Source organism: Pseudomonas marincola (assembly GCF_900682675.2).
Taxonomy (GTDB): domain Bacteria; phylum Pseudomonadota; class Gammaproteobacteria; order Pseudomonadales; family Pseudomonadaceae; genus Aquipseudomonas; species Aquipseudomonas marincola.
This window is the reverse complement of sequence record NZ_LR215729.2, coordinates 2,247,168-2,259,967: the sequence shown is the minus strand read 5'-3', so window position 1 is coordinate 2,259,967 and position 12,800 is coordinate 2,247,168. Positions and strand designations below refer to the sequence as shown.

Here is a 12,800-nt window from a genome sequence, read left to right as displayed (position 1 = left end):
AGCCCCGAAATACGGGGCTTTGCAGGTCAGGCAGGCGTTTAGTCGGACATCGATTCCACGCCCATCTCGTCCCACACTTCTTCTGCGAGGTGGAACGTAGCGTTGGCTGCCGGAATGCCGCAGTAGATCGCGCTCTGCATCAACACTTCCTTGATCTCTTCGCGGCTCACGCCATTGTTCTTGGCGGCCTTGAGGTGCAGCTTCAATTCACCCTCGCGGTTCATGCCAATCAGCATGGCGATGGTAATCAGGCTGCGCGTGTGGCGCGGCAGGCCGGGACGCGTCCAAATATCGCCCCAGGCATGACGGGTAATCATCTCCTGAAACTCCTGGTTGAATGGCGTCAGCTTTTCCAGGCTGCGGTCGACGTGGGCATCGCCCAGTACAGCGCGACGCACTTGCATGCCGTCTTCATAGCGTTGCGTCTCATCCATCTGAATAGCTCCGGGTCAGGCTTGCAGGAAGGTCATAACGCACTGGGTAAACAGCTCGCCAGCTTCGACGTTGGACAAATGCGCAGCGTGAAATTCGATCATTTGCGCGCCTTCAATGCGCTCAACCATAAACCCGCCATCCGCCGGTGTCGTCACAGCATCCTGCGTACCGCACACCACCAGAACCGGCAGGCGAATGCTGCCCAGTTGCTCGCGGAAATCAGCATCGCGTACCGCCGCGCAATTGGCGGCGTAGCCCTGCGGGGAAGTCTGCGCGAGCATGCCGACAATGGGCTCGACCTTGGCCGGTTCGGCCTTGGCGAACTCAGGTGTAAACCAGCGCGCAATCGAGGCGTCACGCAGGGCAACCATGGCTGCTGCGCCGTCGCGCAGCACGGTTTCGATACGCGGATTCCACACATCCGGATTGCCGATCTTCGCCGCGGTGTTGCACACCACAACCTTGTGCAGGCGCTCAGGTGCATTAATAGCCAGCCATTGACCAATCAGGCCGCCCATCGACAGCCCGCAGAAATAGGCCTTATCAATGTGCAGCGCGTCCAGCAGAGCCAGCACATCACGGCCATTTTGCTCAATGCTGTAAGGGCCTTCGGTGACCAGCGATTGACCATGGCCACGGGTGTCGTAACGCAGCACGCGAAAGTGCTCAGAGAACGCCGCCACTTGCGCGTCCCACATGTGCAAATCGGTGCCCAGCGAATTCGACAACACCAGCACTGGCGCATCTGAGGGGCCTTCGAGCAGATAATTCAGTTCGCCATCGGCGAGTTGTACGGCAGACATACCGCGCTCCTATCGGGAGAAATTTTGATGTTCGGCCACAGCGCGCTCGACCCAGCGACGGGCTTGACCAAGATAAAATGCAGGATCCAGCAGGCGATCGAGTTCTGCCGCACTCAAGTGGGCGCTGACTTCATTGTTGTCGCCGAGAACCTGGCGTAAATGCGCGCCCTGCTCCACGGCTTGGCGGCAACAGCTTTCGAGCAAATGATGAGCCGCGTCGCGACCGATTTTCTGCGCCAGCGCAATACTGACTGCTTCGGCCAGAACCAGCCCCTGAGTCAGGTCGAGGTTGCTGCGCATCCGCGCCGCTTGCACTTCAAGCCCGGGCACCACCAGTAATGCTTGTTGCAGCGCGCCCGAGACCAAACAGCACAACTCGGGCAAGGTTTCCCACTCGGCATGCCACAAACCCAGGCTGCGTTCGTGTTCTTGTGGCATCGCGGCGAGCATGGTTGCCACCAGCCCCGGCGCTCGTGTTGCTGCGCCGATCAGCACCGCAGCACTCACCGGATTGCGCTTGTGCGGCATGGTTGATGAGCCACCCTTACCCGGCGCTGCGGGCTCGAATACTTCACCCGCCTCGGTCTGCATCAGCAGGCTCAGGTCGCGGCCAAGTTTGCCAAGGCTACCAGCGAGCATCCCGAGCAGGCTGGCGAACTCCACCAGACGATCACGCTGGGTGTGCCACGGCTGATCCGGCAGGCTCAGTTGCAATTCACTCGCCAGCGCCTCGGACACCGGCCAGGCCTGTTCGCCTAATGCTGCCAAACTGCCGGAAGCGCCACCAAATTGCAGGCACAGCAAACGCGGCTTTATTTCAGTCAGCCTCTGACGATGGCGTGTGATCGCGCCGAGTACACCGGCCAGCTTCATGCCCAGCGTCACAGGCGTTGCATGTTGCAGCCATGTGCGTCCGGCCATTGGCGTGTCGGCATGGCGCTCAGCTTGCTCGGCCAGTGCATCAGCCAGACTGGCCAGATCATGTTCCAGCAACTCAATTGCGCCGCGCAGCTGCACCACCAAGCCGCTGTCCATGACATCCTGACTGGTTGCGCCAAGGTGCACATAGCGTTCGGCTTCGGGGTTGCGGCTGGCAACTTGTTTGCCCAACGCTTTGACCAACGGAATGGCTGAGTTGCCCGCGATCACAATGGCCTGAGCCAGGCTGTTGTAGTCGTAAAGTTCAGCGCGGCAAGCGGCCTCGATGGGCGCCACCAGCGCCGGTGAAAACAGGCCGACCTTGGCTTCAGCGCGGGCCAGCGCGGCTTCAAAATCCAGCATGCCTTGCACACGCCCATCATCAGAGAAGATAGCGCGCATGGCAGGCTGGGTGAAGTAGGCGTCAAAAAGTTGATTGCTCGGGCTATTCAAGCCGTTACTCCAGCAAAAGAACAAACATCAGTTGTATAACAGCGCGCCGTTTGCGGCCAGCTTTTGCTAACTGCAAACGGCGCTTGCTTCAGTAGTTACAATGGCACAGGTGCAACTCAGACGCGTTCGATTGCCAGCGCCAAGCCCTGACCGACGCCTACGCACATGGTTGCCAGACCCAGCTTGCCGCCAGTCTTTTGCAGCTGGTGAACCGCAGTCAGCACCAGACGATTTCCGCTCATGCCCAGTGGGTGACCCAACGCAATTGCCCCCCCATTGGGATTGACCTTGGCGCTGTCGTCCGCCAGCCCAAGCTCGCGGGTGACCGCCAAGCCTTGCGCGGCAAAAGCTTCGTTGAGCTCGATAACATCGAAGGCGTTGATATCGAGATTAAGACGCGCCAGCAGTTTGCGCACAGCAGGCACCGGACCAATTCCCATGACTCGCGGCGCCACACCCGCGCTGGCCATGCCAAGCACTTTGGCGCGCGGCGTGAGGCCGTACTTCTGCACCGCTTCTGCCGAGGCCAGAATGATTGCGCTGGCACCGTCGTTAAGACCCGACGCATTGCCTGCTGTGACGGTTTTATCAGGGCCGTTAACCGGCTTGAGCTTGGCCATGGCTTCAGCGCTGCTGTCGGCACGCGGGTGCTCGTCGGTGTCGACTATGGTCTCGCCCTTGCGGGTCTTTATCACCACCGGCACGATTTCCTCGGCGTAGTAGCCGGACTCCTGCGCAGCAGCGGCGCGTTGTTGGCTGCGCAGCGCGAAAGCATCCTGATCCTCACGGCTCACGGCATATTCCTGCGCCACGTTGTCGGCGGTCACCGGCATGGCGTCTACACCAAACTGCTCTTTCATCTGCGGGTTGATGAAACGCCAGCCCATGGTCGTGTCTTCGATTTTCTGGCCACGGCCAAACGCGCTGTCGGCTTTACCCATCACATACGGCGCGCGGGTCATCGACTCGACGCCCGCCGCAATTGCCAGGTCCATCTCGCCCATCGCTATGGCGCGGAAGGCTGAGCCGACCGCATCAAGACCCGAGGCACACAAACGATTGAGGGTCACACCGGGAACGGTTTCCGGCAGGCCGGCGAGCAACAGCGCCATACGCGCAACGTTACGGTTGTCCTCGCCAGACTGGTTTGCGCAGCCCATGAACACTTCATCGAGCGCGTTCCAGTCGACGTTCGGGTTACGCTCGATCAGCGCCCGCAGCGGGATCGCTGCGAGATCATCTGCACGTACCGCCGAGAGAGCGCCGTTCAGGCGCCCAATCGGTGTACGCACTGCGTCGCAAATAAATACATCGCGGCTCATTCCTCACCTCCGGCCTGGCCATGAGCGGCTGCAGTACGCGCTTCAAGTGCGCGCAGTGCTTCCAGCTCAACAGATGTCGGGGCATCGGTTTCACCGACAACCGCGGCAAAACGAATCTGCCAGCCAGTCGCTTCAATCACCTGCTCACGGGTAATCCCGGGATGCAGCGAGGTCACGATGAATTCGTTGGTGCCCTCTTCCGGTTCCATGATGCACAGGTCGGTGATGATCGCGACCGGACCGGCACCTGGCAGCCCGAGTTGCTTACGGCTGTCGCCGCCTTCACCGTGGCCGACAGAGGTAATGAACGCCAGCTTGTCGACGAAGGTGCGATGGCCTTGCTTGAGAATGATCAACACTTTCTTTGCCGAACCGGCAATTTCCGGCGCGCCACCAGCACCTGGCAAACGTACTTTCGGCTGATGGTAATCACCGATCACCGTGGTGTTGATGTTGCCGTATTTGTCGACTTGCGCAGCACCGAGGAAGCCGACGTCGATGCGCCCGCCCTGCAGCCAATAGCGGAAGATTTCACCCGTTGGCACCACGGTATCGGCGGTTTCGGCCAGCTCACCGTCCCCGATGGACAACGGAAGAACCGACGGCTTGGCACCGATCGGGCCGGATTCGTAGATCAACGTGACATCCGGCGAATGCGTAAGGCGCGCCAAGTTGGCGGCCTTGGATGGCAGGCCAATGCCGACGAAGGTCACATCGTTGTTGCCGAGGCGGCGGGCAGCTGCCACGGTCATCATTTCATTGGTGCTGTAGGCGCTCATTATTTGGCCTCCGCGAGCTTGGCTTGAAACTCGGAAAAATCGGCAGTGCCACGGATGAAGCTATCAATCCAGGCGGTGAAAGTGTCACGGTCGCGGGCAATCGGGTCCCACGCCTGATAGAAACGGTTGTCGCGCTCGTAATAACCATGTGCATAGGAAGGATGGGCACCACCCGGCACTACGCAAACGGCGGTAAGTGCCCAGGCTGGCAATACGCAGGCATTCATTGGCGCTTGCAGATCGTCGACAATCTCTTCAACGGTGACGATACAACGCTTGGCTGCCAACGCCGCTTCTTTCTGCACACCCAGAATGCCCTGAATCAGCACGTTGCCTTTGCGGTCGGCTTTTTGCGCGTGAATAACGGTTACGTCCGGACGTACGCTCGGCACGGCCGCCAGCTTCTCGCCGGTAAACGGGCAGTTGATGAACTTGATTTGCGGATTGACCTTGGCCAGATCCGAACCCTGATAGCCGCGCAATACTGCGAACGGCAGGTTCGAGGCACCGGACACATAAGCGTTGGCCATGGCAGCATGGCTGTGCTCTTCAATGGCCAACGGCTGTGGCCAGCCCTTCTCGACCGCATCACGCAAGCGGTGCAGAGAACCCACACCCGGATTACCGCCCCAGGAGAAAATCAACTTCTTGGCGCAGCCGGCACCGATCAACAAGTCATACACCAGATCGGGCGTCATACGCACCAGCGTCAGGTCCTTTTTACCCTGACGAATCAGTTCGTGCGCGGCAGCAGTCGGGATCAGATGGGTGAAGCCTTCAAGGGCAACCGTGTCGCCATCATGTACAAAGCGCTCTACGGCCTCGTGCAGGGAGATAATTTCAGCCATGGTGGTTCTCTTGTTGGTTTTGGGCGGCGGGGAGCCACGCCAGTTGCCGCTAAATTACGCCTGCCACCGAGGCCAAACAATCCGATAATCGACTATGCGTGCGATTATCGAACGCTAGATAATCAGCAGGTATAAACCGCAAAAATAGCTACGCCCCAGCAATCCCGGGGCGTAACGATGCAAACACTGTGCACGTGCGCAAGGCCAAGCAACTCTGCACTACAGCGTGCCGTGCAAGCGCTGAAAACTCAGAGCAGATTCCAGGTGTAATTGAGAATCAGCCGGTTCTCGTCGATATCGATGCGCTAATTCGAGCCCGCCGCCACAATGCCGCGTTTGTGCGCATGAAGACGATCTTTTCATTTTGCGTAATAATCTCAGCCGCGCGCATGCGCATTATTCAGGCGAGGGTTGATGGACGTCCTACAAGCAATGCGAGTATTTGTTCAGGTGGTTGATTGCGGCACGTTCACCGCGGCCGCCAACTCGATGAATATATCGACCGCGCAAGTCTCGCGCCTGGTCAGTGAACTTGAATCCGATCTGCAAGCCAGACTGCTCCAGCGCAGCACCCGACGCCTCGGTTTAACCGAGGTGGGAGAGCGTTATCTGGAGCGCTGCCGTTCGGTATTGGCCCAAGTCGATGAGGCCTCGGCGGAAGCCAGTGGCGCGCATCTGGTACCCAAAGGCCGCCTGCGCATTCACTCCATCACCGCCCTCGGCACGCAGTTGTTAGGACCTCTGGCGGTGCGCTATGGCGAGCGCTTTCCTGAGGTCAATATTGAAATGAGCCTCTCGCAGCGTCATCCCGACCTGCTCGAAGAAGGCCACGATGTAGTCCTGACACTGGCGCGTACATTGCCGGATTCAGAACTGGTCGCGCAGCAAGTGTGCGACATTTACAGCGTGGTTTGCGCGGCGCCCGCCTACCTCGACAAGTACGGCATTCCAAAGAGTATCGGCGACCTGGAGAACCATCGTTGCCTGCAACTGATTGACCCGGTATTCGGCGAAAGTTGGCTGTTTAACGACAACGGGGTTGAGCAGCGCGTGCAACCCGGCAAGATCTTTCAGGTCAATGTGGCCGAAGCCATGGCGCAAACCGCAGCGGCCGGGATGGGCATTTGTCTGTTACCCGACCTCGTTGCGGCCAAGGCATTGCAGCAAGGCACACTGGTGCGGGTGTTGCCCCAGCACCGCCTGCATGAGCGCAGCCTTTACGCGCTATACCCCTCACGCAGGTATCTGGATGCCAAGGTGCGGACCTGGATCGAGTTCCTCAAGGAGGAGTTACCCAAGGCGATGCGCAGCCATCAGGCCATTCTCGAAAACGCGCTGTTCTGGGCCTGATCAACTCCAGCGCAACGCCCCGCAATTGTTACGTATCAGGCAAAAGTTCTTCTCATTTTCACTTCTGTTTAGCAGGGACGGCGACTTTTAAGCTTGCCCCGTCGTTAACCAACAGAGGTAAAAAAATGAAAATTTTAGCGTTGGCGGTCTGCCTGGGTCTTGTTGCTCCGTGGGCTGCTGCAGCCACCACTCCAGCCGCTGCAGATGCTCCGGTAAAACCTGAAACTTATCAGTACGGTGACACACTCGATGTGGCCCGGGTTATTTCACAGACAGCGACCGATGAAGGCTGCGGCGTGGTTGACGCGACCATGGTGTATGAGGATTCCAAAGGTGAAACGCACCGTCTGCAATACGAGCGTCTGGGCAACAACTGCGCCTATTGAAACCTAACCCAACAAAGCGTTTGTCGGCGCTGGCGGGTTGATAAAACGGCGCCGCAAACAGGGAATTCGGGGATGGTTCGCCTGCCGAACCCATCCCATGGTTTCGTCCAATTTGGCGTAAGCTCAGCCTCTCATACCCGCTGATGACAAAAGATCGATTGCTCCTGCAATTGCCCATCTCACGCCAATCCAAACCGTGCAACACCAACGGCGCATGTTTCCGTTAGCGCCATTACTCAGTGGAACAAGCGCTCGCTAAGCTCTTTGCTGGCTTCAAGTAAGACCGGCAAAAAGCGGGTTTCCAGTTCTTGGCGGGAGGTGCGACCAACATGCGTGCCCACGTTCAGAGCTGCCAGAACCTGGCCAGCTGAGTCCTTCAGCGGCACCGCGATTGAACGTAAACCGACCTCCAGCTCCTGATCGATAATCACCCAACCCTGCTCACGAATCTGCGCCACGCTGTCACGCAAGCCCTGTGCGGTGTGCACCGTGCGGCTGGTTTTGATTTGCATGTCGGCATGCGCCAGATAGTCATCCAGCGCCGGATCGGTCAGGCCTGCCAGCAAAATTCGGCCCATTGATGTGCAATACGCCGGCAAGCGGCTGCCCACACTGAGATCGACCGAGATCAGGCGTTGCGGAGTGGCTGAACGGGCGATGTAGAGAATCTCGTCACCTTCGAGCGTGGCCATCGAACAGGCCTCGTGCAGTTGCTCGCTGATGCGGTCGAGTATCGGCTGCGCCGTGACCGCGAGTGGCGTCGATGACAGATAAGCATGGCCGAGAGTCAGCACCTTGGGCAGCAGTGAGTAAGTGCGCCCGTCGGTGGTTGCATAACCGAGCTTCATCAGCGTGTGCAGGCAACGACGAACTGCCGCGCGCGGAATTTCGGTGCGATGACTGATCTGTGCAATCGTCAGTTGTCGCTTACGCTCCTGAAACGCATGAATCACGGCTAATCCGCGCGCCAGAGAGGTCATAAAGTTAGGGTCGCCCGTCAGCGCCTCAATGCGCTTGGCTGGGGAAGCCACGATGGGCGGTGCCAGTGTCGCCAGCGGTAAGTGTTGATCGTCACTCATTGTTATTGTGTCCTGAACAGCTTTGGCAGTTTTGATCGATTATCGAACCAAAGTTCGATAATCGCAATTGACCTATGCATTGCTTGCCACTATTTTGCGCTGCCGCTGCGCGCAACCGGGTTCTATCAGGCTTTGTTGGGTGGCAGCGGTATAACCCTGCCCACAAGGCATGGCTATTCCCCCACACGCGGCACCCTCCTCCGTCACACTACCCGTGTGACTGGAGGACTGCTTGGGGTGCAGCCGAATCGACAGTTTCCACTACAGGGCAAGGCTGCAACTGCATCAGGCGGCTGCGGGTGCGATTGAAGTCGACATGGCTGGCGACATTGCACAGTTGATCGAGGCCTGCGCTGCAGCCCAGCAGCAACTCAATACCGCTGTCGTAAGCGATGTCGATGAAATTGAGAAAGCGCTGTTGTACATCAATGCCCTCGTTCTCCAGCGTGCTAACTCCGCCCAGCGCAACCTGCTGGAAGTGCTCGCACAACCAGAGAAAATCAGCGCTTGAGCGCGGGCTGCGGCACAACTCGGTAAAATCGACCCAAACCCGTTGCCCTTCGCGATTGCGCAGTTGCAGTGGCCGGTGATTGACCTCAACACAATGCACGCCCGGCGCTTGCGCAGTGAAGCCCAGCACGTCGCCGAGGCGCTCGCTGCCCTCCTCCAATGGCCAATACAGGCGGCCCCAGCAATAGTCAGAGGCTTGGCGATAATCCGTAGCGCCGCCTAGCTCCAGCACATCAAAGCGCTTGTTGAGCAGGTCGATCGCCGGTTGGAAGCGGTCGCGATACAAGGGATTGGGGCACAGTTTTGCCGGCGGATAATTGGAGGTGCAGATCAACCCGACACCGGCATCCACCAACGCTTTAAGCATGCGCCCGAGCAGCATGGCGTCGCCAATGTCGTGCACATGGAATTCGTCAAAACATAGCAGACGAGTTTCGCTGGCAATCTGCTCAGCAACCCGTGCCAACGAATCTCGCTGACCGGCGAAAGCGCGCATGCGCAGTTGCAGCTCTTGCAGGAAGGCGTGGAAATGCACGCGACGTTTTTCTGCCAGCGGCGCCGCATTGAACACCGCATCCAGCACAAAGCTCTTGCCGCGCCCAACGCTGCCCCATAAATAAACGCCAGCGGAAGGTCGTCGTAACCAGCGCTGGCGACCCTCCATAAACGCGCAAAGCCACTGACCGAGATGATCAATGGCTGCTTGTTGCGCTGGGTCCGCGTGATAGCCACGCGCGCCCAGTAACGCTGCAAAGTGCTGCCGGACCAGGAGGTCCGGCGCGGTTGAATCAGAAGTCAAAGAACACCGTTTCGCCTTCACCCTGAATGCGGATATCAAAGCGATAAGCCGTTTTGCCATCGACCTCACAACGCTGCGCGATCAGGGTCTCACGGCGCTGCGGTTGCTCGATCAGGTTAAGCACCGGATCAATTTGATTGGCCTCGGCCTCATCAGAGAAATACACACGGGTTTGCAAGTGAATATTGATGCCACGGGCAAACAACGACAGATTGATATGCGGCGCCATCGCCACACCCGCCGCGTTATTGACGACGCCCGGCTTGATCGTGTGCATGGTCCATTCGCCCGCATCGAACGTAGTGGCCGTGCGGCCAAAACCGTTGAACGGCTTTTCCAGATCGTAGGCGTTGTCGTAGCGACCCTGATGGTCAGCTTGCCACAGCTCGATAAACGAGTCGCGGACCAGATGGCCATTGCCATCATAGACATGACCAATCAGCACAATGTGCTCACCTTCAGCTTCTGGCTTAGCCATCTGGTTCCAGATTTCCTGCGGGCGCGGCGGATTACCGGCAGCCGCTAGCGCCAAGCCGATATGCACATACGGGCCAGCAGTTTGAGATGGCGTTTCCGGCAGTAATTGAATAGGCATTTGCAGGTATCCTCAACGATTCTCGAAATGGGTCTGACGCTGGCCACGCAGCACAATATCGAACCGATACGCCAGGCAATCCATGGGATTGGCCGTTGCCATGTCGAGCTTGGCAATCAGGGACTGCACCGCATCGGGGTTGGCAATCGACTTGACGATGGGGCACATCGGAATCAGCGGGTCACCTTCAAAATACAGCTGGGTAATCAGGCGGCTCGAAATTGAAGGCCCGCTGATCGACACATGCACATGCGCCGGACGCCAGTCATTCGGGCCATTGCGCCACGGATACGGGCCGGGCTTGATGGTGCGGAAGCTGTAGAAGCCGTCGCGGTCAGTCAGCGTACGGCCGACACCACCAAAATTCGGATCTAGCGGAGCCAGATAACGGTCGTTCTTGTGGCGATAGCGGCCACCCGCGTTGGCTTGCCAGATTTCCACCAGGGTATTCGGCACCGGCTTGCCGTACTGATCGCAGACACGACCGGCAAGGATGATGCGCTCGCCAACCGGCAAGCCACCATTGTTGAAATTGAGCAGCAAATCGTTGTCGTGCTCGCCACGCTTCAGGTGGCTGAAATCCGGGCCAGTGGTTTCGGAAATCGACTGTGGAATGCTGACCAGCGCCTGACGGGGAGAACGTGCAATGGAAGTTTTGTAATCCGGGGTCAGCGCCTTGGGGTGCCAGTTACGGTCGCGAATGACGAAGCGGCTTTGCGCGTCAGACATGACGATTTCCTCTTATTGGAATGGATGAATCAATCTGCCGGCCCAATCAGGCCAAGTTCGGCGCAGTGTCCATCAGAAGTTCCAGCCTGAATAATGAAAAGATTGCGCCTATCCATAACCATATAGTTATGGATAGGCGCTTCAGTTGCACTCCACGCGGATAAACCTGAGTGCACGCAAGCGCTTTTCGCTTTCAATCTCCACAACCCCAGCCTCAGGCCTTGCAAAAATTACTGCTGGCAGGCGACCCGTTGCGCTAGATGTGGTCGATTATCGAACAGCAATTCACCCGCCACCTATCGCTGCCTGTACCTTCAAAACGCCTCTGCCATGGGCCTTTCGGCCCTGTTCGACATGTATATAGAGCCTTGCACCAGATACTGAACAGCGGTTCTGTCGTGACCGTCAGTTGACCAAACTAACTATTTAGTACATTTTTATCGCAGATGCTTTTTGCCAGATTAAAATAATAGAGGTCGTCGCAATGACGCGTACTGTTCTGATTCTTAACGGGCCTAATCTCAATATGCTGGGCACCCGTGAACCTGCTACTTATGGCCACGAAACCCTGGATGATATTGCTGACATGTGTCGTCTCACCGGCGAACGCCTTGAACTGCAGGTTGAGTTCCAGCAAACCAATCATGAAGGCCAGATGATCGACTGGATTCATCAAGCGCGTGGCCGTTGCGCCGGAATCATCATCAACCCTGCGGCCTGGACACATACCTCGGTTGCTATACGCGATGCATTGGTTGCCAGTGAAGTGCCGGTCATTGAAGTACACCTTTCCAACGTACACGCACGAGAAACCTTCCGTCACCACTCGTATGTGTCCGCCATCGCTGTTGGTGTGATGTGCGGTTTCGGCAGCAACGGCTACCGCCTTGCGCTCGAACATTTTGCCCAACTGATCAAAGCCTGATGACCATGAATACTCCAATTCCCTCAATACTTGCCGGCCTGATTGGCGCAGGCATACAGGCCTCACGCACGCCCGCACTGCATGAGCACGAAGGCGACGCTCAAGGCATCCGCTATCTTTATCGCCTGATCGACCTCGATGCCCTGAAGCTTGACATGAGCGCCCTGCCCGACCTGCTTGAATCGGCACAGCGCATGGGATTTACCGGCCTCAACATTACCTTCCCGTGCAAACAGGCCGTTATTCCGCTGCTCGATGAGCTTTCTGATGAAGCACGCGGTATTGGTGCGGTTAACACCGTGGTGTTCAGGGATGGCAAGCGCATCGGCCACAACACCGACTGTCTGGGATTTGCCGAAGGGTTTCGCCGAGGTCTGGGGGATGTTGACTGCAGCCAAGTCGTGCAGATGGGCGCGGGCGGTGCGGGCGCTGCCGTGGCACACGCCTTACTCAGTGAAGGCGTTAAACGCCTGATCATTCACGAAGTTGATCCGCTCAAGGCGCAAGGCCTGGTTGATAGCCTCAATTGCCACTTCGGTGAAGGTCGCGCGCAAGTTGGCCAGAACCTGGCTGCAGATGTTGCGGGCGCAACGGGCCTGGTCAATACCACACCGGTTGGCATGGCCAAACTGCCGGGCACACCATTACCACCCGAACTGTTGCATGCGGGCTTATGGGTTGCCGAGATTGTTTATTTCCCCTTGGAAACCGAGCTGCTCAAGCAGGCCCGTGCGCTGGGCTGTCGCACTCTGGACGGGGGCACCATGGCAGTGTTTCAGGCGGTCAAGGCGTTTGAACTGTTCTGCTCGCGTCCTGCCGATGCCGAGCGTATGCAAGCGCACTTCCATAGCATGAATGGCTAAGCGCTG

General features: G+C 58.1%; 14 protein-coding genes. 4 read left to right on the top strand and 10 right to left on the bottom strand.

All coding sequences use genetic code 11. The annotated features are described in order from the left end of the window. Positions 1-38: 38 nt before the first annotated feature. From pcaC to PMYSY11_RS10560, 6 genes are all read right to left on the bottom strand, one after another. On the bottom strand, positions 39-434 hold the full coding sequence (pcaC, locus tag PMYSY11_RS10585) for a 4-carboxymuconolactone decarboxylase (protein ID WP_150549148.1): 396 nt from the start codon (positions 432-434) through the stop codon (positions 39-41). Positions 435-449: 15 nt separating this feature from the next. Then, positions 450-1,238 (bottom strand): 3-oxoadipate enol-lactonase, encoded by a 789-nt coding sequence (gene pcaD / locus PMYSY11_RS10580; protein WP_150549147.1) that lies wholly within the window; start codon positions 1,236-1,238, stop codon positions 450-452. 9 nt (positions 1,239-1,247) lie between these two features. Continuing rightward, positions 1,248-2,609 carry a 3-carboxy-cis,cis-muconate cycloisomerase gene (locus tag PMYSY11_RS10575; RefSeq protein ID WP_150549146.1) on the bottom strand — a complete coding sequence of 454 codons (1,362 nt, stop codon included), beginning with the start codon at positions 2,607-2,609 and terminating at the stop codon, positions 1,248-1,250. Positions 2,610-2,725: 116 nt separating this feature from the next. Next, on the bottom strand, positions 2,726-3,931 hold the full coding sequence (pcaF, locus tag PMYSY11_RS10570; RefSeq protein WP_150549145.1) for a 3-oxoadipyl-CoA thiolase: 1,206 nt from the start codon (positions 3,929-3,931) through the stop codon (positions 2,726-2,728). Then, complete coding sequence (locus PMYSY11_RS10565; RefSeq protein ID WP_069899743.1) at positions 3,928-4,710, bottom strand: CoA-transferase subunit beta; 783 nt, start codon at positions 4,708-4,710, stop codon at positions 3,928-3,930. The genes pcaF and PMYSY11_RS10565 overlap by 4 nt, the downstream gene beginning before the upstream one ends. Continuing rightward, the gene (locus tag PMYSY11_RS10560; protein WP_069899744.1) at positions 4,710-5,558 is read right to left on the bottom strand and encodes a CoA transferase subunit A; all 849 of its coding nucleotides are present in this window, start codon (positions 5,556-5,558) and stop codon (positions 4,710-4,712) included. Before PMYSY11_RS10560 ends, PMYSY11_RS10565 begins: the two co-directional genes overlap by 1 nt. Positions 5,559-5,972: 414 nt before the next feature. Between PMYSY11_RS10560 and PMYSY11_RS10555 the strand changes: the two genes are divergently transcribed. Next, complete coding sequence (locus PMYSY11_RS10555; protein ID WP_150549144.1) at positions 5,973-6,908, top strand: LysR family transcriptional regulator; 936 nt, start codon at positions 5,973-5,975, stop codon at positions 6,906-6,908. Positions 6,909-7,033: 125 nt separating this feature from the next. Further along, positions 7,034-7,294 carry a DUF2790 domain-containing protein gene (locus PMYSY11_RS10550; RefSeq protein ID WP_150549143.1) on the top strand — a complete coding sequence of 87 codons (261 nt, stop codon included), beginning with the start codon at positions 7,034-7,036 and terminating at the stop codon, positions 7,292-7,294. A gap of 236 nt (positions 7,295-7,530) precedes the next feature. Here the strand turns inward: PMYSY11_RS10550 and PMYSY11_RS10545 are convergent, their stop codons facing one another. The 4 genes from PMYSY11_RS10545 to pcaH form a co-directional block, all read right to left on the bottom strand. Beyond that, positions 7,531-8,373 (bottom strand): IclR family transcriptional regulator domain-containing protein, encoded by an 843-nt coding sequence (locus PMYSY11_RS10545; RefSeq protein WP_090511690.1) that lies wholly within the window; start codon positions 8,371-8,373, stop codon positions 7,531-7,533. Between the two features lie 208 nt (positions 8,374-8,581). Then, complete coding sequence (gene zapE / locus PMYSY11_RS10540) at positions 8,582-9,742, bottom strand: cell division protein ZapE (protein ID WP_150549142.1); 1,161 nt, start codon at positions 9,740-9,742, stop codon at positions 8,582-8,584. Beyond that, positions 9,672-10,277, bottom strand: coding sequence for a protocatechuate 3,4-dioxygenase subunit alpha (pcaG, locus tag PMYSY11_RS10535; RefSeq protein WP_090511685.1), 606 nt, complete (start codon positions 10,275-10,277; stop codon positions 9,672-9,674). The genes zapE and pcaG overlap by 71 nt, the downstream gene beginning before the upstream one ends. 12 nt (positions 10,278-10,289) lie before the next feature. Continuing rightward, complete coding sequence (gene pcaH, locus PMYSY11_RS10530; protein WP_069899761.1) at positions 10,290-11,006, bottom strand: protocatechuate 3,4-dioxygenase subunit beta; 717 nt, start codon at positions 11,004-11,006, stop codon at positions 10,290-10,292. Between the two features lie 484 nt (positions 11,007-11,490). On the opposite strand from pcaH, the gene aroQ reads away from it, so the two are divergent. Together aroQ and PMYSY11_RS10520 are read left to right on the top strand one after the other, a co-directional pair. Beyond that, complete coding sequence (gene aroQ / locus PMYSY11_RS10525) at positions 11,491-11,931, top strand: type II 3-dehydroquinate dehydratase (RefSeq protein WP_150549141.1); 441 nt, start codon at positions 11,491-11,493, stop codon at positions 11,929-11,931. A 5-nt stretch (positions 11,932-11,936) separates the two neighbouring features. Next, complete coding sequence (locus PMYSY11_RS10520; RefSeq protein ID WP_150549140.1) at positions 11,937-12,794, top strand: shikimate dehydrogenase; 858 nt, start codon at positions 11,937-11,939, stop codon at positions 12,792-12,794. Positions 12,795-12,800: the final 6 nt, after the last annotated feature.

Bases quoted from the DNA above. Each gene is read 5' to 3' on its own strand.
- pcaC (WP_150549148.1), bottom strand. From the start codon at position 434: ATGGATGAGACGCAACGCTATGAAGACGGCATGCAAGTGCGTCGCGCT.
- pcaD (WP_150549147.1), bottom strand. From the start codon at position 1,238: ATGTCTGCCGTACAACTCGCCGATGGCGAACTGAATTATCTGCTCGAA.
- pcaF (WP_150549145.1), bottom strand. From the start codon at position 3,931: ATGAGCCGCGATGTATTTATTTGCGACGCAGTGCGTACACCGATTGGG.
- PMYSY11_RS10565 (WP_069899743.1), bottom strand. From the start codon at position 4,710: ATGAGCGCCTACAGCACCAATGAAATGATGACCGTGGCAGCTGCCCGC.
- PMYSY11_RS10560 (WP_069899744.1), bottom strand. From the start codon at position 5,558: ATGGCTGAAATTATCTCCCTGCACGAGGCCGTAGAGCGCTTTGTACAT.
- PMYSY11_RS10555 (WP_150549144.1), top strand. From the start codon at position 5,973: ATGGACGTCCTACAAGCAATGCGAGTATTTGTTCAGGTGGTTGATTGC.
- PMYSY11_RS10550 (WP_150549143.1), top strand. From the start codon at position 7,034: ATGAAAATTTTAGCGTTGGCGGTCTGCCTGGGTCTTGTTGCTCCGTGG.
- PMYSY11_RS10545 (WP_090511690.1), bottom strand. From the start codon at position 8,373: ATGAGTGACGATCAACACTTACCGCTGGCGACACTGGCACCGCCCATC.
- zapE (WP_150549142.1), bottom strand. From the start codon at position 9,742: ATGGCAAAACGGCTTATCGCTTTGATATCCGCATTCAGGGTGAAGGCG.
- pcaG (WP_090511685.1), bottom strand. From the start codon at position 10,277: ATGCCTATTCAATTACTGCCGGAAACGCCATCTCAAACTGCTGGCCCG.
- pcaH (WP_069899761.1), bottom strand. From the start codon at position 11,006: ATGTCTGACGCGCAAAGCCGCTTCGTCATTCGCGACCGTAACTGGCAC.
- aroQ (WP_150549141.1), top strand. From the start codon at position 11,491: ATGACGCGTACTGTTCTGATTCTTAACGGGCCTAATCTCAATATGCTG.
- PMYSY11_RS10520 (WP_150549140.1), top strand. From the start codon at position 11,937: ATGAATACTCCAATTCCCTCAATACTTGCCGGCCTGATTGGCGCAGGC.